The following is a 21,571-nucleotide window of genomic DNA, read 5'->3' as shown; positions in this document are numbered from 1 at the left end:
TTTTCGCTTGGAAAAGATTATTACGATTATTAAAAAAATCGGTATATTGGTTGTATTTTATAAACAGTCGTTTTACATTCCTTGCCGTAATTATTTTTATTGTCAGCGGGAGCTTTATTATTTTTATTATATCGTATGTTTTCCGTTACGATCGATATGATTACTGGCATTGGAAACAAAGGGCTTTTTCTAAAGTACTTACATATTGTCTTTGCATTTTATCACTTAAAATATTTTTAACAGGAATGACACAATGAATACAATCACTTTGCACGGCAGAATTATTGAGGATGCAAAAATGACATTGGTACATACGAGCAGCGGAGAAACGCCGCTTGTCAAATTTTCCGTAATTGATACGGGCTTGCCCTATCAAAAATCTGAACCGATGAGCATTGAAGTGCATTTTATCAAAGAGGCGGCCGCTCATATCTACGATTACCTTAAAAAAAATAAAGAGGTCGTCATAGCAGGCTTTTTGCGGCAAAAAAAGTACATAGCGCCGAACGGAGAGGAAAAAGAAAAGAAATATATTTCCGCCGAATATGTAACGCTTTGTCCCTTATACAAAGAAAGGAAAATAACATGAGGACGATAACAGTACCGATAAAACTGACAGCAGAAGACATACAAGTGCTTGCGGATGAATTGAATAATTGCGAAAGTTCTCCGTTATGCCGTCTCATCGAAGCTATATTAAAATCGGCGGATAAAGTATCGTCCGACTTTGAAAAAATTGCAAAAGAAGTCAAACGCAATAATCCCTATTCAACGGGGGAAAGGAGCTTGTAATGAAAAATTTCAAACATTATCAATATATGAGAATTATAACAAAAGAAGGAGAGATTGCCGACGGCGATTATATCGTCGATGATACGATTATTATTCGTGTAAAGGAAGGTTTTTTGAATGACGCTGTTGATGAAGAAGGAACTATTTTTCCTGCGATTGAGACAGCGGACGGTACACATATCGAGCATTGGAAGGACGGTATGCTGCATTGTGAGAACGAGCCGGCAGTTATCGATACCGTAGACGGATATGAAGAATGGTGGCATGATGGGAGACAAGTGCCGAATAAAAATACAAGATAGGAGCGTTGTATGACAAAAGAAGACATTGAAATGATGAAAGAGCGTTTTAAGCAAAATGATTTGTATCAACAGTCAACTTCGCCTTTCAAGGATTTTCAGATGGAACAATTCTATGTGGGCGAAACAATACTTGAAGGACAAAACAGCAAAACGATGACTATTGACGGTCGCGACGTCGTTGTCATTTTCAATTTTTCTAACGGGCTTATTGATTCCAAAGATGATCAACCGGCGATCGAATATCCGATGCACTGGGAATATTGGAAAGGCGGCTTTATCGAAAAAGTTGTCGATGCAGGAGGCGATACGGAAGAATATTGGGAAAACGGCGTTCCTGTCCGTATTGAACGTAATTTATCGGAACGAAGGAAATAAAAAAACTTGGGTTTTGTGCAGCAAAGCCCAAGTCGCAAAGGTTTAGGGAATGCTGTCCCTATCTTGATGGTAAGGAATGAGTATGGCACTTATCAATGATTTATCCCCGCGAGAGATGACGGCATCTCAAACGGAAAGCAGCGCAACGGGAAAATCTTCCGGAACGCAAATGATAACGATTCCGCAGGCAAATGCGGAGAATTTTTTAATCGGTCTTGCACAAACACTCAATGATGTGCAGGATTTAAAAGAAATTGTAAACACACTGATTGACAGTAAGAATACGGAGCTAGACCGTTTCCGAGACGAGACGATAACAAAGTTTAATGCGCTTATTGATTCCACGTCTTCCCTCAAAGAAAAGATCGATATTGCAGGCACATATGAAAAATATCTTGAAGAACGCATAAAAAACGGAAATCTTGCCTCTGAAGTTGCATTGCTCGAAACGCAGCTGCAAAAAGAGAAAGCTGAAATTTCGCTTTTTATTCGAGAAGTAACAAATAAAATTGATAACTGTGTCATCGGCATAGGAAACAAGATTGATGAATTGCAATCAGCCGACGATATAATCAAAAAGAGCATAGCGGAATTCAAGGAAGAAACGGAAAAAGTTTCATCTTCGTATACTGAATCAGCCGATCAGAAACTTGCAGAAATTTCAAAGCAATTGCTTGCGAATTCAAAGAACGAATATGAAATTTTAAAAGGCCAAGCGGATGGGATGATAAAGGCATATACTGAAAAATGCCAAGTGCATTTGGAAACGGTAAAAAAGCAATCGATCGATTTTTTAAAACAATGCGAGCTTGAGAACAAAAAACTTATTGAAAGCGTTCCGAGTGTCAAAGATAAAAAATTCAATAAAAAGGATTTTATCGTTTACAGCCTTGCTTTAACGTCTTTTGTCTGTATGCTTGCACAGCTGTTTATCAAATAAAGTTCAGCCGTATGAGAATTCCATACCAGTATTTCGTTCAATGCGCTGTTGTCGTTTAATTTCTTTAAGTGTCTGCTGCTTGTAGACATCCAATACGGTATCTCGCGGCAGATCAATAAAGGATTTATTTTTGTCCATAAGCGTTATCGTGTTATTTTCTTTTGAAGCAGAAATCACTTTGAGTTCGGAAAAATGAACATTCTCTTTTCCTGAGCCGAATAGTTTATCCGAAGCGATAGCGACATTTCGTAAACTGTCGCCTACGGTAAGATTATAGTTATTGCCTAATTTTATCAACTGAGGATCATTATCGACTTTCTGTCCGTCGGTCGAAACGGTATCATAAAACGGTCTAGCAATTTTATTTTCCGGCAGATGATATTTGATGTATTCTTCGTTTAGAGGGACTTCTTTAATTGCATCATGATATGAGCGGACTATGTATTGATTTATTGTTTCATCTTTTCCAGAAATTGTTTTTAATAAATTATGTGTTTTTATTCGTTCTTCCGGATTCATACGCGAAATAATGGTTTTTGCGACATTTAAGGCATCGCACGGCGAGTTTGCTTCGCGTCTACAATAAACTGCAAGATTATGTTTAAAATTGTAGGCGGTATTTGCGCGCTCTTGAAAGAAATCGTTATATTGTGTCTGAAGCATTTTTTTATACGCAGGAGTATTTTCGTCAAATCTATTTTCAAACCGCTTCGGATCCGTAATTTCTTTAAATGTTTCTTCCGTAACGGTAAGCGTCGTATCTTTATTGCCCAGTGTATATACATGACTTTGTGCATCATATTTTGTTACGACGCAATCTTTATACGAGGCAAGCCCGTGTTGCGTAATCAATGAAAATTCAGGGATAATTGTACCTTGTATGCCATGCGCCTCATCAGCAAACACAATTCCGTTTTCTTTTACGTTTATCCGATTGTCATTTGATTGCTTTTTATACAGCGTCTCCGGCTCTAGTATTGTCTCGAGCGTTTTACGCGGCATTGAAATTTGTTCCGTACCGTTGTCGAGTAAATATGTGCCGGCATTTTTGTCATAAGTTTTTACAACAAAATTTTCACATGGTTTCAGTTTATTATCCGCTGTAATTGAAACAAAAGGCGGAAGAAACGTTTCACCGTATACAATCCGACCGTCGGCATACATATCATAATTAACGGAATCTTCTATACTCGAAACAGTCTCTTCTGGCTCTGTTTTTCCGTCTGTTTTATTCATATCTTGTTCGAAGGCTGTATTTTGCAAGGTAATATCCATACTTGAAAGGCGCTCTACGGCATCAAGCACTTCAAATATTTTCTTATAATTTTCCTTGTTAATATTCAACCCACTGATAATACCGGCGGCTTTTTCCAATCTGTTTTTTATTTCGTTATCAAAGTCTGAATACTTTATTCCGTCTTGTTCGCTTTCCGATACAGCTTTTTGATATAATTTTGCAAAACTCGGTATTTTTTGTTTGACAATTTTCTGATACCGTGCTATATTGTCATAGAAAAGCTGAGAGCCCTGATTGCTCGGGTATTGGACCTGAGGACTTGCAGGGACTTGGCTTTTATCGGAAAGCTGAGAATTGTAATTGCGCGGGTATTGTACCTGCGGGGGGACAATATCTCGGCTTTTTTTGTTTAAGTATAAAATTCTGTTTTCTTTAAAAGCATTTTGTATAAACTTATTAAAATTATTTCTACCGTAGATGCTTTTTGTGAGATTTATATCTATTTCAATATCATTAAAGTTACCTTTTTTATTCGGGGAAAACGGAATAATAATCGGTTTATTGTCTTTATCCTTTAATTCGACAACAGCGATGATGTCTTCCGGATGTTCCTTGTTTTGCGATTGCATGATTATAAGCGGTCTTTTAATCGCTTCGGGTATCTGCGCGATTATGTCAGGAGTAAGTCCGTGATAGTTCACATTTATATCGCTGCCCCAATCCTGCATAACATTCTTCAAATGTTTTGCCGTTATCATAACCGGTAATCGCTCGAAGCCCAGTTCCTGATAGATAGGAGGAGTCATACCCAAATACACATGAGATGCTTTAAATTTTTCAAGGTTGTTTTCATTGATATCTTTAACCGTTTTTTCAAAACGTTTTTGATTAAATCGAAAGCGACTTTCTGTAAAAAGTTCGTCATAGACTTTAATAATTTCCGGATTCAGCTTTACGATCCGGTCAAGCCCGTTGTAAATATGCTGCATACAGCGCGTACCGCGCTCAAATACTTGCCGTAAATCTTCACTTGAAGCCATCCGTAAACGGATATATTCTTCAAAGCCGATAGCAAAATATTCTTCCTGCTCGCGCGTCCATTTCCCGTTTTCAACTTTGAACGCTTTTTCTGCCTTCGCCTTTAAATCTCCTGCAAGCTGACGACGAAAGATATGCGCGTTTTCATGAACAAACGTCGAGAAATCCGCCGTCTTGCCGGTTTTAATAATCGCTTTCGCGTCATGTGCCAGAAACTGCACATAGCCTCTATACTCATCATTTAAAGCGGAATCTTTTTGTGAAAAGCCCGCCGGATGATAGGTTTGCATATAGTCGTCGAGCGACATATCGAGGTTTGTCGCTCGCGTATTGAGCAGCAACAAAGCCGCTTCGGCTTCATCGGTAGAGAGATTAAAATTATTTGCAATTTGTTGTAATAAGGTATCTTGGTCTATCATATCATTCTCCAACTGAAAAATTATCTGACTAATACTGGACTTTTTTTACACTCCTTTTTCTCTTCCATAGCGTAAAATATATCCGGATTAATTTTCGTTTGCCACGTTGCATGTATTTCAGCATTTCTTGCATTGTATGTATCAAACAAGGCTCGACCGGGAGCCATAGCGTATTTTTCGGTTACCGTCATAGTCGGCAGTGCTACATCGCAGCATGCATGATTTTGTACCAGATCTTTAAGCTTATCTTCAAAAAGCATCGCATCGACGACCGACATAGTTTCCGTGAAGTTCTTTGTGATTACGGGAAAAGCAGCTACAGCACCCGCTTCGATTCCCGAGAATTGAAATTCGTTTCTAATTCTCTGCGGCGTATTATCAAAAAACGATTTATCATACAGCTTAATACCCGAAACTTTATAATCCGCATCTACAAACGCGACAGGAATAAAATTATCGTTCCAATTATTCGTATCATTTATTTTTTTTGCTACATTGATAAGCGTTTTGCTTGTATTGATATACATTTTATTAAAAATAAAATTTTGATTACTCAACTCATCTATTGAATTAGCGTTATCAATAAAATGCATATTCCAGCCTTTTTGAGGCGTATAAAGATTAAATGAATTATGATCGAGAATAATGTGTCCCGCGAACCTATTTAGTCCATCGCTACGTTTGCATAATTTTTCTATGCGATCCGTAGTTGTTATATCATAATCACTTGCTTCGACATTTCCGCTTGGATGATTATGTACCGCAACTATAAGACAATCTTTTTCTTCCGCACGTGATAGTACCTGCCGGAGAGTATCGTTCCCCTGACTTGAGACAACCGTTCTATCGGGCATATGAGAGCTTACGGTCATTTGATCTGTAATTTCGCCATTATGGCGATCGATAAGAACATATCTGAAAGTTTCAAACTGTTTACATCGATATATTTGCATCGTCGCCTGTAATTGTCTCCATCCGGTGGCAGAAATCTTATTCGTTTTTTCTGTGAGATCAACAGATTTTCCGATAATATCAAACACCCCGTGTTCTGCAAAATCTTTAAATGCTTTATACATTCCACTTTCTTTTCCGTTTAGGACAGGGAAAATAATTTTATCACGCATCCGTTCTGATTCGGTAATTTGTTTTTCCGAAATAGATTCGTCATCTATAGTAGGCATTCCGTAATCTTTTTGAGGTGATTTTACTAAAATACCGTCATTATGAGTTTCCTCGTAAAAAAGACTTAACGGATCGGTATACAAATCAGATAACTGCTTTTTATTTTCAATTTCTTTCTCAGTATTTTCATTCATAGTGTTATTTCCGTTTCTAAGGTCGATCTTTTCAAGACTTTCGATTTCGCCGTTCATAAATTTTTCGTAGTTTTCAAACCCTGCTTTTTTATACAGATCGTATTCGTTTTGAGATATTTCTTCGCTGGAAAGTTTTAAATCAAGCATATTCTCGAAGCGAATCGTTTTTATTTCATATTCAACTTCTTTCATCGGGCGTAAATTATGTAGAATATCGTTTTCGAGAATTGTACGCTGCATATCTACGGGGTATTCGGTCGACGCATCTTTAAGTTGCTGACGTTTCATTTCGTCTATGATTTTCGGAAGCTCTTTATTTTTAAAATTCGTAATACTTTTTTCGACGGCACGTTTCTGTTCATTAAGCATTCGGATATACTGTTCATGTTCTTCATCGCTGTGAATACCTAATAAACCGAGCTTTTTATCAATGGCGGAAATATTTTGTTCCACTGTGTATATTTTTTTTCCGTACCTTTTTAAATTGCTTTGCATCCAATCAGGAACACTTTGGTTCTTTGCCTTTGTTTCGTTTATCCACTGTACTGTATTTGCCAATTTTTTCGCGATATCGTCTTTTTCTTCATTCAATTTTATTTTTTTATTAATAATTTCGTCATACGATACGATTTTCAAATTGATTTTCGAAAGCTCCAACCTACTCTCTTTTGTGCGCTCATCAAGAATCAGCTTTGATCGCTTTATCGGGTCTTTAATAAGTTCGATTTTAAGTTCTTCCGGATTTATATCTTCAACATTGAGGTTATCCCCTTTATAATTCCAAAGTTCATTAATCCTCGAACGTTTTTCATCATGTTTTTGATACAGAACAGAATCTATAGAATCGTTCATAACCGGATAGACAATATGAACGTGTCCTTGCAAATTGCCCTGTCGCCAAATCCGTCCTTCCGCTTGAATTGTTTCAGACGGATTCCAACCGAGCGAACAGTTAGACATGACAAAAGAGTTTCCGTTGAGGTCTATACCTTCACAGGTATTTTGCCCGCCGATAAGAATTTTGAGCTTATCTTTTTCGTCATTAAACTTTCCGGTAATCAAATCTTTTTTATCAACTGAATTATTCAAACTTCCGTTAATAATTTCAACGGCATCTTTCGGAATGCCGTGTGCAATAAGATAGTCTTTAATAAAACCGTGCGCTTCTTTGCCCAACGGCAAGTACATAAACTGTCCTTTTTCAGGATTTGTTTTATACATATCGATAATTGCATCACAGACAAATTTGAGTTTAGGAGAAGTTTCGACAAGTTCTTTTATCGGCGGTACTGTAAGATTGGGATAATTTGCCTGATTTGCAAGGGCGGGGGCGACCATTGCAATGCGCATATTTGTCATTGCCTGTAAAACCGCAGCAGAGTTTCCTTCTTTTACTTCACTCATGCGATCTTCATCGATTCGGCACATCTGTTTTTGCAATTCAGTCATATCAAGCGGTTTTACATGAGTAAACTTTTTCGGGCGAATAATCCCCGCTTCTTCGCCGTCCACTTTATCGATAAATTCCGTAAGAATACCTTGTAGGGCCGACAGCTGTTTCCAGCTTTTCATCACCTGTTTTGTATCGATTTCTCCCTTTGCGTTTACTGCAAGTTCAATTTTCGTTTCAGCAAAGTTATTAAGGAAATCGCGGAGCGAATTGATTCCCATAGCTTTCAAACGTTTCCGTCCTACATATGAAAGCATCGAATATACTTCAAGGGGGCTGTTGGTAAAAGGCGTCGCCGTAAGCAAAAACACATTTCGGTCATTATTATTTCTTTGAATAAGCTGCGTCATTGCATACATTTTCAGCGCGCGCTTTGACGGTACTCCGCTCGGAATACCGGAATATTCATTCGATTCACCTTTTATTTTTGCTCTGGGTTTCACCCAAAGATTTTTAAATCGATGTGCTTCATCGACGGTAAGATTATCAAACCCGCAATTTTCGAAAAAGTAATAGTGTGTGTCTTTGACATATGCTCCGGTTCCGATGACGCTTTTTATTTTTTCCGCATCTGCTGCATTTTTTCGTTCCGTATCGTCAAAATCAATGCTTAATAGATTGCTGAAGTCTTCAAATAACGGACCATCACAGGAATTGTCTGTAAACGTAATATGTTCAAGTGCCTGCTCTGTAACGAGTGTAATACTGTTTTCAGGTATATATAACGTATGCGGATCATCTTTATTTACATAATGCGCAACGGCCGTATCGTTCATATTATAGAGAGCGTTTATATGAACATTAGGGAAAAGTTCTCGGATATCCGTATACCACTTTGCATACACTTGATTGGGTACGATGATAAGCGGCCGTTTACTTCGGCCCGCTTGCATTTGATTTATCGTCGCGACAATTCCGGCTGCCGTTTTTCCGACACCGACATCATATGCAAGTAGTCCATTTCCCTTATTACAGAGAAATGAAATACCTTTTATCTGTTGGTCATATAATTTAAACTCGGATTCGCCCTTAGTTGCATTCATTTCGTCAATAAAGAGCGGTAATTTTGCATAATCGGGAATAATGTATGAATTAAATTGTTTATTATAAACATACACAAGTTTTTCCTGTGTTTGCTTATCCAAACCCTCATGAAGAAATTTATCAAAGAGTTTATTTGCCGTATCACTTCGAGACTGTCTTTTCTCTTCAGCTTCTTTTCTACGTGCATTTTTCAATTCTTTTATCTCGGCTGCCGATTCTCCATATGTCCGTTTTGAAGTTCTCTCGGCTTTTACGGATTTTCTGTCAATAAATTCGATAATATCAAACCATGATACATTATCAGGAAGATCTTCTCGTGAAATATTTGCAGTCGCAAAATCAAGCGACCAGCGTCCTTTTTGGCTGTCGGGAGTTTCATTTTGTGCCCAAAGAATAAACGCTTCCTGTAAATTGCGCGTTACCGTAGTACCGTCTTCGCAAGGAAATGGAATCATAAAATTTTCCGCTAATGACGACTGTAATCCGAAATGGATATTTTCCATTTTAACCGGTTGTTTCATCGACTGTTCAAGCAACGTTATATTGTTTTGGTATAATGTTTTTTCCTGTTCAGAAGCAGACAACAAAAGCTCTTTTTGTTTTTCCAGTTTTGTGTATATATCGCCGGTTGTAAATAAAACTTTATGCGTCCATTTACCGGGAGAGGCCTGTACATAATGTTCATTTTCTTTAAGAGCCTGTACAGTTTCAGAAGCAAGCTTTGAAAGATCGATGAACCCTTCCCAATCGGTTGCTTTCCAAATTGCAAACTCATGCTCGTCGAATTTTTTGCCGTATAAAGCGCAAAATTCTTCTCTGTGCATTATACGGTTATTTGCAATAACTGTATTCAGCGTTTCTTTCTTTACCGTTTTTTTGTGTTCTGTTGTTGCCGCCGCAGTGGAAGGGTTGTGTATGTTTTTATCTTCGGTTACATTTACAGAAGGTCTGATTATCCTATCTGCAAAGCCATCGATTTTATTCAGTTCATCTTGTATCGTTTTTTCCGTATGTGTCGCAGTAAATTGTTCTTCTTTTCCCCACCGATTTTTTCTCGTTTTAATTTCTCCAAGAATCTTTTCAGGGTATTCTTTGAAGAATGCTCCATCCGATAGGAACCGTGCATTCTCAGAATTATTTTGATTATTCTTTTTCATCAAAATAATATCCGTTCCGACTTCCGTTGTTGGGAATGTGCCTTCCGGAAGCCGATACGCATCTATCAATATTCCTTTTTCTGCAATAATTTGTTTCTGCTTATCGTCAGCGGTATCAAGGAATCCGCTGGGAACAACGAACGCAAGCAAAGAAGTGTCGTCTTTTAACGCATCGAGTCCTTTTGCAATAAAATATTCTTCATAGCGGTCAAATTCTTTTCCCTCTCCCATTCCTTTATATTTGCCTGAATATTCGCCGTATGGCGGATTTCCTATAACAACATCATATAGCGGCTGTACAAAATCGGATTTTTTAGCGCGTTCATTTTCATCGAAAAACTGCTTTTGATATGCCCCTTGTATTAGGGTAGCATCGGGATGTATCAGTTTTGCAATTCTTGCGGAAGTTTCATCGATTTCATGAAACGTGAATATATTATTCGGCCGGTTGTTTGCAAACTTGCCGATTCCGGATGACGGTTCAAGAACCGTTTTTGCATTCGGCGCATAAGCATCGACGAGTTTCCAAACTTTTTCGACTACAGCCTGCGGTGTATAGAATTCGTTGAGAATACCGTTTACCGTTCTGTTTTTTTCTTTTATGCCTCCTGCTCCTTCATATTGAGCAAGAATTTTTTTATCGTCATCGGTAATCTCGTCATCCGATTTTTCTAATATTTTACGGCACTCAATCCTTATCGCGACAATATCTTTCGGCTTTGCTTTTACCGTTTGAATGGTCATACCACCTACGGAATCTTTATAGTACGATTCGAGTGTCGCCATTGCAGATTCAAGAGGGTCTTTTTGTTCTGGAGCTTTTGTATTCGACGTTTTGAGCGCTTTTCTTGCAAGTTCATCGTTCCGTGCGAATTGTCCATCTCTAAATGCTTGTAAAATATCCGAACCTTCACCGATTTTAGAATGTGCTATTCCCAAATCTTTTAAAGCATCATCTGTGACGGACTTCATCTTATTGTGCGTCCTGCCGTACTCATACGCATTTTCGATTGCACTTACAGAAGACTTCGTATCTATTATTTCATCGACATTGTTTTTCCGTGTAAAATATAATGTCCCCTGCCGGACGGCTTCAATTGTATCTTTTGTCGGCTCAAAGTTTTTATCAAGAAATGGGAGCTGCGGGCATTGACAAATTTGAATAAGGCGCGTATCATAATCGTAGGACTCCTCTGACTTCCCCCTGCTCAATAGCGGGGACACGTTGTCGGAAGGTAGTCCTTCTCCGGTTTCCCGCTGTGTTATTAATGGCGATAAGTTGCTGGATTTATTTTTTGATTGAATAATGTTTATAAACTTTCCTTTTTCAATTTGTGAAAGCCGTTGATCATAGTAATGTCTGCCTTTTACATCAACACCGACAACTGATTTGCAGGTATATTCTTCACCAGCAATTTTAATACCGCTCACAAAATATTGATATTTTTCTATATTCGGATGTTTTTGTTTATCATTATTTTTTTCTTCACTTATATATATAGCCTCATTAATAATTTCAGGAATATATTGAATTACTTCCAAATGCCCATTCATAGATATATGATGATTTTTAATTTCATTTATAGCACCCATATTTACTGATATATCAACATTCAAATCCCTGTTATGATAAATACCGGTTATTTTGCGCCCGATTTCTTTTGCAAATACGCCAAGAATTTTATTATTGCCGACATTTCTAAGAATATTTATTTCATCTGAAATATCTTCTTTTTCGATGATAATGCTGCCGTCTTTTTCAATAACCGGCGCATTCCGCAGCTTTTCAAGTCGCCATGCCTTCTCCCAATCTCCGAATTTATTTTTGAATACTTCGCCGTGAACATAGGCATAATCATCAACAGAGAGATTTGAGGGTATTCCGTTCGGTGCCGAAATTATTGTTTCTGTAACGGTATCGGCTTTATTTACTGCAACAGACGGATAGAATTTTTCGGCAAACAATTTAACAAATTCCTTATTAGCCTTTTTTGCTTCGTATGTTCTCGGATACCATACTCCGCCGTAGCGGCTTGTAAAGCTATAACCGTTTTGTTTTTAATAAGTCCGTTGCTCTTGATTGGGTATCTCTGAGAATCGCAGATTTTTATTATTAAAATCGGTATTGTCAAAAATTTCCAAGTTCATAAGGGTTGGTTCCTTTAGCAGACTACTTATCGCTCTATAGAGTAACTTCGTCGATACGCTTTATTTCTATTTGCTTCGGCAACTTTTAATTCTTCAGCTTTTTTTGCGTTTTCAAGATTATAATTTTTTGCAACTGAGATACGCTGAAATTGTGTGCCGCATTCAAGCGCTCTTACAATTTTTCGTCCTGCTTCGTACGGGCGATATGTTCCTTGTTCGACTTTTTTAATTAATTCATTGCAAGCCGCGTAACAATGTTCTTTTACGCTCTCTCTATTGTCATGTAAGATGTTTCCGGTGGCGCTTTGCAAACAATGTTTAAAATGAGAGTCGATGACAGCAGAAAAATCTGTGCCGTCAATAGAGCGGTAATTATTGATTCGGTCTTTTGCATTTATGAAGTTTGAGTTTGTTTTCGGATTTTGGCGGCAATTTGCGGAAAACAATTTTAAATTTTCTGCTTGATAGACGGCATTTGCTTTATTTGCCGTCGCATAATATTTTGTTACTATTTTCCGAGAGCGTTCATCAAGCGATTCGATATTATAGAGATACTGTTCTTTTTTCTTTGAACCGGCTTCTGCAATATACAGGTTTTGTTCATGAAGATGTGTCGCATCGAAATATTTCGTTCGGCAGAGTACGGGAGATGCATTCCGTTTCCAATTGAGCGGGCCGACTTCTTTTTGAATTTTATTAAGTTCATTTCCGTAAATCCAAAAATTTGATTTATATCCTCGTGCACTTGCAACCTGTTCCAGCGCAATCAAATTTTCGTCATTGATAATTTTTCCTGTCGAGAGTTCGCGAGGAATCATGTTTAAATCTTTATTAAAAAAAGGCAATGTTCCGTTTTTGGTATTTTCAGAAAATGCTTTATAAACTTGTTCGTAAAAATAATCTTCGGCACAAAGCCCTTTTGAAATAAACCCTTTCCAGTCAGCCGCAAAATCTGCCATGTCATACGCTCCTTAAAACGATAGGCAGGTGTCTTTTTTCTGAGATACCCGCCTGTGTTTTTTACCGGCTCATTGATTTTTCAATTTTCTTTTCGTGGGTGTATGTCGGAGTAACGCCTCTTTTCTGTTCAGTTGCTTTTACGATTTTATTTGCTTCGATATCGGCTGCAAACAGGACGCTGTGTAAGATCGTATGAGGTTCCGTATTGAAGTTTGTCATGAATTCTTCTTTACATAGATGTCTCAGTTGATCCGTGAATTTTCTTGCAACTTCAGTCGATACCGTAAGGCTTGCGCCGCTCTTCGCTGCCGCAAGATACATCGGCAGATATTCTTCGGGCGTATTGATTTTAAATGTCACGGCTTGCAATCGTTGCAGCTGTTTGATTTGCACATTTTCAAGAAATTTTTCTGGATCAACTGTCTGCTCCGCGAAGAAAAGGGCAGAATGATGAAATTGCTTATCTTCGTCTTGCCAGTTATACCAAAGCCCTTTTTCACCTTCTTTTATGTGCGTACCCGCTTTATTAATGGTATTCTTCGTCCCGACGATATTACCTTTATAGCCATTATTTATTTTTACAATTTGGGCGGGGATGAGGTCTTTGGCAGCCAATATGTAGCCAGTATTTGCATTGAAAATAGGCCTGACATTGATATAATCGTTTTTTGTCGGCAATAACGGCAATGTATTATCTGCAATTCCCCGTAAGATAAGTTTTGCCGTGTGCTTCGGAACATACAGTCCGATCCACTCATTTTTCGACGGTTTTGAATTTTGAGCGTTCATACGACATCTCCTGTAAGATATACATGCCATAAAACGACAGGCGGGTGTCTTCTTTCTGAGATACCCGCCTGTGTTTTTTACCGGCTCATTGATTTTTCAATTTTCGTTTCGCGGGCGTATGTCGGAGCAACACCTCTTTTTTGTTCTGTTGCTTTTACAATTTTATTCGCCTCTAAATCGGCCGCGAAAAGCACATCGTGTAAATTTGTTTTTTCCTTTACACAGATATCTTTAAGCTGATTTGTAAATTCTTTTGCAACCTCCGGTGACACTTCGAGCTTTGCGCCGCTTTTCGCGGCGGCAAGATACATGGGCAGATACGCTTCGGGCGTATTGATTTTAAATGTCACGTTTTGTAATCGTTGCGGCTGTTTGATTTGTACATTTTCAACGAATTTTTCCGGATCCGTCATCTGCTCGGCAAAGAAAAGCGCTGAATGATGAAATTGCTTATCCTTGTCCTGCCAGTTATACCAAAGCCCTTTTTCGCCTTCTTTTATTTGCGTGCCTGCTTTATCGACGGTATTTTTTGTTCCGACGATATTGCTTTCATACCCGTTATTCGCTTTTACAATTTGGGCGGGGATGAGGTCTTTTGCAGCCAGTATGTAGCCGGTATTTGCATTAAAGATTGGCGTAACATCAATACGCCCGTTTTCTTTCGGGAGCAACGGCAGAGAATTATTTTCAATTCCCTGCAAGATAAGTTTTGCATTGTGCTGCGGGACATACAGTCCGATCCATTCTTTTTTTGACGGGTTTAAATTTTTGGGGTCCATAGGACACCTCCTTTAAAATCGGAAAGGCATGCCGAAATGCTGCACTAGGAGTTCCGAACAACATTTCAAAGGCACACATTTCTCACGGTTTGATTCCCGGACTTGCCGTTGGAATCGTAGAATTCCTGACAGGAATAATACCGCCATGCGGTATCAACAGCATTGTAGCATCTATTTGTATATTTTGCAATATATATTTTTCTTATTATCAATATTGTTTTATAAGGAAAAAGCGGGTATACTCTTTGTATGCGCTATAACGTTACTGTCGATGTGCCTTATGAAAAACGCCTACCCTATACGCTTTTTGCAAAAGGTTTTCTTATTGAAACACCGCATATAGATTCAAATAAAGATTTTGCACATTTTAAATTTTTAGGCGGAAGCATAATTGTCCTTTTTTATACGTTTGAAGGGTTTCGCAGGGCGTATATCGTAACCGGTTGGGATGAAAAAAAAGACAAGGAATATATTACGTTGCCGGGAATAACGGAAAAACTCTGCCTTATTTTTACCGCACGAGGAAGAAAAGTCGATCACTTAAAACGCTGTGTTTATTTACTGACAAAAGAGAATAAAGACAAGGTTTTTAAATTTCCGTTGCTTTTTTGGTATCGTCTCGCCGGACTTATACAATTTTCCGGCGCTAAAAAATCCGATGTAATGCACTTGTATACAGAGTTTACCAAAATCAAAAGGAAGGTGCGTATATGACTATTACAAAAGAATTATGGGAGCAATTTAAGATTACCTCTGTCGTTCTTAAAGAGGCAGATAAAGATACCATGTGTTTTCCGAAGCAATATGCGAAACATATCTGGTCATTATACGTACCGGCACTGCCCTGTTTTCATTATGCAGATCCGGCAACGATGCAAATCACGTTTTTCGATGGCTATATCGGTGTCTTTCAAGTACAAGTCCTTAAAGCGAACAACGACTATTGCAGTGTTATGATCCCAAAAGCGACGGCAGACAGGAGAGTACAGTCTTTTATCGATATGTTGGATGTACATGATAAGCGGGATATGCAATATGAAAAGCGAAAAGAAAGTCGTATTATCGTCGGAAAAAGCAATTCCTCTGCTTTCGGTCTTGTCTCTCCACAGCAAACATTATTTGTTCACGACATATATGCACATCAGCCGTGTGCTATCGTCGATGCAAGCATACATGGTATATGTATTATTACACTTCATACGAATAATATTGAAGACGAGCGAGCAATGCTTCATATAAAATTACATTTCAAGCTTCCGGAACAACATATTATTCTCCGCTGTCAGAGAGTACATACGAGGCGGATAGAACCGGGTAAAAACACCTATGCAATGATTTCCTGCAGGATTGTCGAGCCGATTCATTTTATTTGGAAAGAGCGAGTTATGCACTTTATGGAAAAAATGACTTGTGGAAATTGAACGATCGTATTATACTTTTTTGTGAAACAGTGAATATTGTTTTATACGGAAGGAAATAATATGTTAAAGGCAATTCCCGAACGTTTGACGTACGCGCAACAGCGGCTTGTAAAATTGATTGAGGCAAGAGAATTGAGAAAGTGGTGCACAAATAACGGATTAACACATTCGTCTATTTATCGGATTGCTTTGAACGAAAAAATACCGACCTATAAAATTATATGCGAAATGGCACACTTAATTGCACCGATTGAATGGTTGTTTTATACCGATGAAAAGCTCCCGTATAAAGCACAACTGGTATCTGCTTTCGATCCGAAAAAAAGCATCTGCAAATATATAAAAGAACACCGCTTCGATTATAAAACCATCGCTGAAAAATATGGTTTATCGAATCTATCGGCCTATAATCTTTTTGTAACATACAAAGCGAGGCCGACTGCCGCGTTTATACGGCAGGTATGTGCGGAAGTAAACCCTATTGAATTTTTTACCGAATCGATAAAAGAAATTCCCGAACAGTATATACCGGAGCGAGGCGATATTATAAGTCATAACGGCGAATTACTTTTTGTCCTTACGACAAAAGAATACACGAAAAAGCATACATACGTTATCTGTTGTTTGATAAGCTCCGATTGTATGGACGGTATCGCATTAGAAAAAACTCACACTAAAGGAACGGTAAATCCGTACGCCATTATAAGCTTTTCGTTTGCGCGTCCGATGCCGACTTTGATAGAAACAGCGGATAAAGTTAGTACAAAAAAAATCATGAAAAAAGCAACTGAATTTTTAGTGTTGTAACGGAGTACAGAATGGATGAGAAACTGAGGTATGAAATTCTTAGCAGTCTTATGTGGGATTACAATATACCAATAAATGAACTTTCTAATCTTGTCGACGGAACCGTGCAGGAAGCAGGCGGCATAACGAGGGAACTGTTTTTTTTGCGTTGTCTTGAGCGACTTCCGTGGCATAATCTTGTTCCGTTGTGGCATGGAACGAAAAATTTTATAAACCTATATACGCCGAAAGTAAGAAGGGGATTACGAAATGATGAATTCAGACGACAATTTGATTTCATATTCGGAACATTACGAGGGGAAACTGTACAAGCTCCAGAATGGGGTTCTGAATATTGTGAAAAACTTAAACGTACCTTTTTATCTGACCGGTGGAACCGCGCTTAGCCGAGGCTATTATCATCACCGGTATTCGGATGATTTGGATTTTTTTGTAAATCACGATAACTCTTTTAATACTTATGCCGATGCGATACTTGGTGCTTTAAAAGAAAGCGGTTATACATGGAATCCAGAACTGTTTAGAAAGGCAATAGATTTTTATTCTTTAAAAGTACATCATCCCGATTTTGATTGCGGACTCAAGATCGATTTTGTAAATGATATTTCCGTTCATTTCGGATCAATTATCACAACGGATTTTTTCTACAGAACTGATTCGATACGAAATATTCTTTCAAATAAAATTACTGCCGTTTTCCGTTTTTCAGGAAAAGACATTGCCGATATTTATGAAATTTGCAAACACGAACATTTTAACTGGATCGACGTCTTTAAAGAAGTACGAGAAAAAGAAGCCGGTGTCGAGCCGTCGGAAGTATCGGGAATTATTAACGGCTTTCCGGAAAAAGAATTTTATGAAATAAAATGGACAAAAAAGCGTGATTTTCCCGAATTCAAGCGCAGTATAGACAGGATTGCAAAAGACATACTTGAATTAAGTGACAATACTTTATATCAGCATAATTCGAAATTATATCGAAAAGACATCACAAGGTAGTGATTATTAGGAGGATAGAAAAATGGCAAAACAGTTTGAATATCTGACAAGCAGGACTGTACAAGAATTATATGATGCGCACAAGCAAGGATATACAGATATGCATGGACATTTTGAACGCCTTGAAAAATTCGATGGCACATTCAATGAATTTATTAATAAGCTCGGAAAGGAAGGCTGGGAATTTTTTCCCAATAACAGCGGAGTCTTCGGCAAACGGGAAATTCCGCAGGAACGACATAACAGCTATTCAGAATCCATTTCAAGATGACGTACGGGAAACCGAATTATTTATTTTTATGTGATTTTACCAAAGCGAGCAATTCATGTGTCCATTCTTCGCAATCCAGAGGGTCTACTCCATGATGATATTGCTCAATATATTTTTGATATATCTTGCTCGATGTAAAAGTACAGGTAAGATTTGAAAAAAGTTCCGATTCCCAATTCCGTGCTTCCGTTTCGTTCGCAAGCACAATGACCTTTGTTCGAGCTATAATTGCTTCTGACGTTATTTGTTTAACATCCTCAATCACAGCTTCAATTAATCGTATGATTTCAATGCTCTCTTCTGCCGTGCTGTTCATGTATATCTCCCGTAATTTTTACAAGATAATTCAGTAAACATGGTCTCGGTACAGTCCCTTCCGTTTTGAAATCAGGAAGGGACTGCTATTCTTAATTATTCGAGCGGGTATTTCCCGTGAGGTTTTCGCCGAGCGATTCGTCACGCTTAGCTATATTATCGGCATTTTTCATTTGATTCTTGTCTGCCATCTCTTGTGCGATTCTGTCACCGATTTTTTTGCCCTGCATTTCTTTTTCGGCGTTAAATTCTTTCATCGTCATACTGCGCTGTTGTCCGGTACGCTCATCGTACTTTGTCGCATTCTTAAAGCTCGGATTCGACACTTCACTCAACGTTTCTCCTCTATGACCGTCTGTTGTTCCTTGTCCATGAATACCGTACGCAGGCGCTCCGCCTCCGCTTCCGCCCGCACCGCCGCCGCCTGACGTACCGTTACCGAACGCAAGGGTTTGTTTTGCTTTATCGAAAATCGGATTTGCATTATGACCTTTTTGGAAGTTTTCAAACTTCGCTCTCATACGTTCTTTTAAATCTTCGGTCGCAACGGCGTTTACCGCCCGAAATGCTGCCCTATTTCTTGCGCTTCTGTTACCTCCTTGATTTGCCATACTGAGCGAAGCGCTCTGTGCAGCAGCAGCCAACTTATGTCCTTCACCGATCGCGCTTGCGCCCCTATTAATCGCTCCGCGCGTTGCGTTCTTTGCCGTTCCGTACATCGTTCCGGCCGTTACACCTGCGGTTGCCGCTCCTGCAAGGAATTCGCCCATACTGAGCTGCGGCTGTCCCGTCAAAATCGTTTGCGCTATTTTCGGTGCATTTTGTGTCATGATATAACAGAGTATTGCATTAAAACAGATATCCGCAAGTTTGATAAAAATGTTATAGCCGTCGTCGACCATTGTATTGATACAAGATTCGATTATCAGGTAGAACGCAAACATGAAGCATAACGTGACAACAGCTATTTTTATTAAAAAACTTATGAACACAGGAATCAATTTTTTCGGTATATCTTTTGTACCGTCGAACAGCATAAACGGGATGAATATTGCACCGATTCCGGCCACAAGGGTAAATTCGCAAATTGTCGTGATATATTGAATTCCTGCAAACAACGTAGATAATATCAGGACGATACAACAGAATAAAATCACAATCAAATTAGGAAGTCGCGATATATTATTTACAAAGTTTGCACCGATTTTTTGCAACATATTCATGTTGCTTGATTCGATTTCTTCAGCTTTCGAAAGGAAACTTATTTGTTCTTTGTCATACAATATATTGCATGAAAGAAGGGCGACACGTATTAATGCCGACGGCGACAAATAGAAGGTATCATCTCCGTTTGCATCTTTTATAAAAAGATCGAGATCAAGGTAGGTATCGGTTAAAATATCACCTTTTGTTCCGTCAAGATTTTTTTCAACTAATACGTTATCGATAGCTTTCAATGTTGCACCCGAAAACATGCCGCCAAATTTTCTGTTTTCCTGATTTTGTTTCATTCTTTTCCGCGCTTCCGCTTTATCCGATTTCGAATTAAAACGATAGGCGCCTTTTTGTCCGGCAAGTGCATTCATAAAATCGTTATATTGCTGTGCCGTTTCGAAACTGGTCTCATTTGAATAATCTTCGAACCGTGATTTTACTTCCGCGTCAAGTCCGCTGCTTAAAGCTTCATTTGTCGCGAGGTCGGCTTTTATCGATTCCCGCATCGCTTTTAACTCGCTGATAATTGCAGCCTTTCCCCCTCCGGCGTTCAGACCGATCTCGTGTGCGATTGCTCCAACACCGATAATTATCGACGGGTACAGATTAAACAGCAAAAGAAATCCGACCCATTTAAAAATCGTATCCCACCACATATCTTTTACAGTCATCCGTGACATCGTAAGTTTAAATGCCGACCATATAAGCCCTATAAGTCCGATAAGCATCGCATATCGCCTTGCCCATATGCAACCTTTTGCAAGTATACCGGTAAAATATTCAAGGGACTGTACTACCGGTAGATCAAGCCAACCGTTCATTTATATCATACCTCTATATATTACTTTTTAAATCGCGAGCTGACACTGCTGTGTTTGTTATTGTCGAGGTCATCCTGTTCCCGTGTTCTCGCCTGTTCTTCTTGTGCTTTATTTTGTTCGTCGATCATTTTCGATGCGGTTAAAGCACACAGGTCGTCGATAGAAAAGCCGAGTTTTGCGATCTGCTCTATTGTTTTGTCGGAAAGATGCAATGCCGCTTCCTGCATTCCCGCTTCCGTTGGATTTCCGTTTGAATCAAGATTGTCTTCAAGTGCTGCTTTTAAGATGGTATTATTTTGTGCCGCGATTTCTTCAAGCTTCATTCGTCTTGCCTCATCGCTGCACTCTGCTAAAATTTCAGCGCATTGTTTTTTAACCGCATTCACGCTTTGCTGCACAAACGCATAGTTGCGCGGCGAGATACCGTACTTTACCCATATTGCTTTTTTTTGTTCCGGTGTAAGTCCTTCCGTAAGTCCTTCAACGACGGTATTCATTGACTGTTCCATATAATAGCTGTAATCTTTACATGCGGTTAATAAGTTTTTATCGTTTTCCCACAAGTCGTCATTGTTTGTTGTTCCTGCCCCTACAAGATCGGCGATGGAATATCTGACGTTTCCACAAGTAATAGACGGTCTTGTCATAAGCTGTTTAATATTTCTTGCGGATGTTAAAAGTCGGTTTACCCGTTTCGTGGCATCTCGTATATCATTTCTTATATCAAAATCGCCGTCGAATGTAATATTACTCCAGTCGATTGCTTTCGCCCGTTCGACTTGCTGTTTAATCATGTTGTACTGATTCTCGATTTGAGTAACGGTATTCATGACCATTTCATACTGTTTGTAGATTTGATCAATTGCCGCAAGCCATCCCGACACGTCAAACACCGGATATCCCGTTGCAAACACATTTCTCTGAGAAAATCCCAGCATAATAAGCACGTATGCCGTTACAAGTTTCTTTCTCATAC

General features: G+C 38.7%; 18 protein-coding genes. 10 read left to right on the top strand and 8 right to left on the bottom strand.

Annotation, left to right across the window (positions count from 1 at the left end; all coding sequences use genetic code 11):
- The first annotated feature begins 253 nt into the window (after positions 1 to 253).
- The 5 genes from JSQ97_RS04365 to JSQ97_RS04345 all read left to right on the top strand — a co-directional run bounded on the left by JSQ97_RS04365 (position 254) and on the right by JSQ97_RS04345 (position 2,409).
- Positions 254 to 589 carry a single-stranded DNA-binding protein gene (locus tag JSQ97_RS04365; RefSeq protein WP_205074930.1) on the top strand — a complete coding sequence of 112 codons (336 nt, stop codon included), beginning with the start codon at positions 254 to 256 and terminating at the stop codon, positions 587 to 589.
- Positions 586 to 792, top strand: a complete 207-nt coding sequence (locus tag JSQ97_RS04360; protein ID WP_205074929.1) for a hypothetical protein — start codon at positions 586 to 588, stop codon at positions 790 to 792. Before JSQ97_RS04365 ends, JSQ97_RS04360 begins: the two co-directional genes overlap by 4 nt.
- Entirely contained in the window at positions 792 to 1,094 is a 303-nt protein-coding gene (locus JSQ97_RS04355; RefSeq protein WP_205074928.1) for a hypothetical protein, read from the top strand. The genes JSQ97_RS04360 and JSQ97_RS04355 overlap by 1 nt, the downstream gene beginning before the upstream one ends.
- Before the next feature lie 9 nt (positions 1,095 to 1,103).
- On the top strand, positions 1,104 to 1,469 hold the full coding sequence (locus tag JSQ97_RS04350; RefSeq protein WP_205074927.1) for a hypothetical protein: 366 nt from the start codon (positions 1,104 to 1,106) through the stop codon (positions 1,467 to 1,469).
- Positions 1,470 to 1,638: 169 nt separating this feature from the next.
- Positions 1,639 to 2,409: a hypothetical protein gene (locus JSQ97_RS04345; RefSeq protein ID WP_205074926.1), complete on the top strand. Its 771-nt coding sequence runs from the start codon at positions 1,639 to 1,641 to the stop codon at positions 2,407 to 2,409.
- A gap of 3 nt (positions 2,410 to 2,412) precedes the next feature.
- On the opposite strand, the gene JSQ97_RS04340 is transcribed toward JSQ97_RS04345, so the two are convergent.
- The 5 genes from JSQ97_RS04340 to JSQ97_RS04320 all read right to left on the bottom strand — a co-directional run bounded on the left by JSQ97_RS04340 (position 2,413) and on the right by JSQ97_RS04320 (position 14,746).
- Positions 2,413 to 5,103, bottom strand: coding sequence for a MuF-C-terminal domain-containing protein (locus tag JSQ97_RS04340; RefSeq protein WP_205074925.1), 2,691 nt, complete (start codon positions 5,101 to 5,103; stop codon positions 2,413 to 2,415).
- A 20-nt stretch (positions 5,104 to 5,123) separates the two neighbouring features.
- Positions 5,124 to 12,035: an LPD3 domain-containing protein gene (locus JSQ97_RS04335; protein WP_205074924.1), complete on the bottom strand. Its 6,912-nt coding sequence runs from the start codon at positions 12,033 to 12,035 to the stop codon at positions 5,124 to 5,126.
- A gap of 209 nt (positions 12,036 to 12,244) precedes the next feature.
- Positions 12,245 to 13,177: a hypothetical protein gene (locus JSQ97_RS04330; protein WP_205074923.1), complete on the bottom strand. Its 933-nt coding sequence runs from the start codon at positions 13,175 to 13,177 to the stop codon at positions 12,245 to 12,247.
- A gap of 61 nt (positions 13,178 to 13,238) precedes the next feature.
- Complete coding sequence (locus JSQ97_RS04325) at positions 13,239 to 13,967, bottom strand: hypothetical protein (RefSeq protein WP_205074922.1); 729 nt, start codon at positions 13,965 to 13,967, stop codon at positions 13,239 to 13,241.
- A 77-nt stretch (positions 13,968 to 14,044) separates the two neighbouring features.
- The gene (locus JSQ97_RS04320; RefSeq protein WP_205074921.1) at positions 14,045 to 14,746 is read right to left on the bottom strand and encodes a hypothetical protein; all 702 of its coding nucleotides are present in this window, start codon (positions 14,744 to 14,746) and stop codon (positions 14,045 to 14,047) included.
- 249 nt (positions 14,747 to 14,995) lie between these two features.
- Between JSQ97_RS04320 and JSQ97_RS04315 the strand changes: the two genes are divergently transcribed.
- From JSQ97_RS04315 to JSQ97_RS04295, 5 genes are all read left to right on the top strand, one after another.
- The gene (locus tag JSQ97_RS04315) at positions 14,996 to 15,460 is read left to right on the top strand and encodes a hypothetical protein (protein ID WP_205074920.1); all 465 of its coding nucleotides are present in this window, start codon (positions 14,996 to 14,998) and stop codon (positions 15,458 to 15,460) included.
- Positions 15,457 to 16,167, top strand: a complete 711-nt coding sequence (locus JSQ97_RS04310) for a hypothetical protein (RefSeq protein ID WP_205074919.1) — start codon at positions 15,457 to 15,459, stop codon at positions 16,165 to 16,167. Before JSQ97_RS04315 ends, JSQ97_RS04310 begins: the two co-directional genes overlap by 4 nt.
- A 60-nt stretch (positions 16,168 to 16,227) precedes the next feature.
- Positions 16,228 to 16,974, top strand: coding sequence for a hypothetical protein (locus tag JSQ97_RS04305; RefSeq protein WP_205074918.1), 747 nt, complete (start codon positions 16,228 to 16,230; stop codon positions 16,972 to 16,974).
- A gap of 249 nt (positions 16,975 to 17,223) precedes the next feature.
- Positions 17,224 to 17,973: a nucleotidyl transferase AbiEii/AbiGii toxin family protein gene (locus tag JSQ97_RS04300; RefSeq protein ID WP_205074917.1), complete on the top strand. Its 750-nt coding sequence runs from the start codon at positions 17,224 to 17,226 to the stop codon at positions 17,971 to 17,973.
- A 22-nt stretch (positions 17,974 to 17,995) separates the two neighbouring features.
- Positions 17,996 to 18,244: a hypothetical protein gene (locus JSQ97_RS04295; protein WP_205074916.1), complete on the top strand. Its 249-nt coding sequence runs from the start codon at positions 17,996 to 17,998 to the stop codon at positions 18,242 to 18,244.
- A 16-nt stretch (positions 18,245 to 18,260) separates the two neighbouring features.
- On the opposite strand, the gene JSQ97_RS04290 is transcribed toward JSQ97_RS04295, so the two are convergent.
- The 3 genes from JSQ97_RS04290 to JSQ97_RS04280 all read right to left on the bottom strand — a co-directional run bounded on the left by JSQ97_RS04290 (position 18,261) and on the right by JSQ97_RS04280 (position 21,569).
- Complete coding sequence (locus JSQ97_RS04290; RefSeq protein ID WP_205074915.1) at positions 18,261 to 18,560, bottom strand: hypothetical protein; 300 nt, start codon at positions 18,558 to 18,560, stop codon at positions 18,261 to 18,263.
- 91 nt (positions 18,561 to 18,651) lie between these two features.
- Positions 18,652 to 20,454, bottom strand: coding sequence for a type IV secretion system protein (locus JSQ97_RS04285; protein WP_205074914.1), 1,803 nt, complete (start codon positions 20,452 to 20,454; stop codon positions 18,652 to 18,654).
- A 161-nt stretch (positions 20,455 to 20,615) separates the two neighbouring features.
- Positions 20,616 to 21,569 carry a hypothetical protein gene (locus JSQ97_RS04280; RefSeq protein ID WP_205074913.1) on the bottom strand — a complete coding sequence of 318 codons (954 nt, stop codon included), beginning with the start codon at positions 21,567 to 21,569 and terminating at the stop codon, positions 20,616 to 20,618.
- Positions 21,570 to 21,571 lie beyond the last annotated feature (2 nt).

This window comes from Treponema sp. Marseille-Q4523 (assembly GCF_016901105.1).
GTDB lineage: Bacteria > Spirochaetota > Spirochaetia > Treponematales > Treponemataceae > Treponema_D.
Note: the sequence above shows the minus strand (reverse complement) of the source record. Positions and strands in the feature narration are given on the sequence as shown.